The sequence below is a fragment of the Corallococcus sp. CA047B genome (assembly GCF_003612065.1).
Classification (GTDB): Bacteria; Myxococcota; Myxococcia; order Myxococcales; family Myxococcaceae; genus Corallococcus; species Corallococcus praedator.
The window spans coordinates 1-1079 of sequence record NZ_RAWD01000663.1 but is presented as its reverse complement, the minus strand read 5'-3'; the positions used below and the strand labels follow the sequence as shown (position 1 = coordinate 1079).

General features: G+C 65.3%; 1 protein-coding gene. It reads left to right on the top strand.

Annotation, left to right across the window (positions count from 1 at the left end; translation table 11 throughout):
• Window positions 1-1072: IS30 family transposase (locus D7X74_RS42025; RefSeq protein WP_120538475.1), on the top strand; the 1072-nt coding region annotated here is incomplete at its 5' end.
• Window positions 1073-1079: the final 7 nt, after the last annotated feature.

Below are 1079 nucleotides of genomic sequence, written 5' to 3'. Positions count from 1 at the left end.
TTCTGCCTCGACCATCTCGCGGGAGTTGCGCCGCAATGCCGCGACCCGTGGCGGTGGCTTGGAGTATCGAGCAACAACGGCCCAGTGGCATGCGGACCGACGCGCGAGGCGCCCGAAGGTCGCGAAGCTGGCCGCGAACAACGAGCTGCGGCGGTACGTGCAGGAGCGCCTGGCGGGGACACTCACCGCTGGCGATGGGACAAGCGTGCCTGGCCCAGAGGTGCGTTGGAAGGTGCGACGCCAGGGGCCCCGAAAAGACCGCCGTTGGGCGACCTCCTGGAGTCCCGAGCAGATTGCCAACAGACTTCAGGTGGACTTCCCAGCGGATGCCTCGATGAGGCTCTCCCACGAGGCCATCTACCAAGCTCTCTACGTTCAAAATCGCGGTGCCTTGCAACGCGAGTTGGCCAGTTGCCTGCGGACCGGGCGGACGCTACGGGTGCCGCGGGCACGTGCCCGCGTGCACGGGAAGAAGTTTGTCAGCCCCGAAAGCAGGCTCAACCATCGCCCAAGCGAAGTCACGGACCGCAAAGTACCTGGGCACTGGGAAGGGGACCTCATCTTGGGGGTGGGGAGTTCAGCCATTGGCACGCTGGTCGAGCGCACCACCCGATTCACGCTGCTGCTGCACTTGCCACGCATGGACGCCCACGGCCTGCCTCGGGTGAAGAATGGGCCTGCCCTGGCCGGACACGGCGCCGACGCGGTCCGCAGCGCCATTGCGTCCTCGCTCACCGTGTTGCCAAAGCAGCTGCGCCGGACGCTCACGTGGGACCAAGGGGCTGAGATGGCTCACCATGCCCGCCTTCGCGCCGACACGGGCCTTTCCGTCTATTTCTGCGACCCACGCAGTCCATGGCAGCGGGGCACGAATGAGAACACCAACGGCCTGCTTCGCCAGTACTTTCCAAAAGGGACGGATCTCTCCAGATACTCCCGTGAGGACCTCGCCACTGTCGCCGCCGCCCTCAACAACCGGCCCCGCAGGACTCTTGGATGGAAGACACCTTCCGAGGCGCTGAACACTCATCTACGCTCACTTCAACCAGGAGGCGTTGCGACGACCGCTTGAATCCACC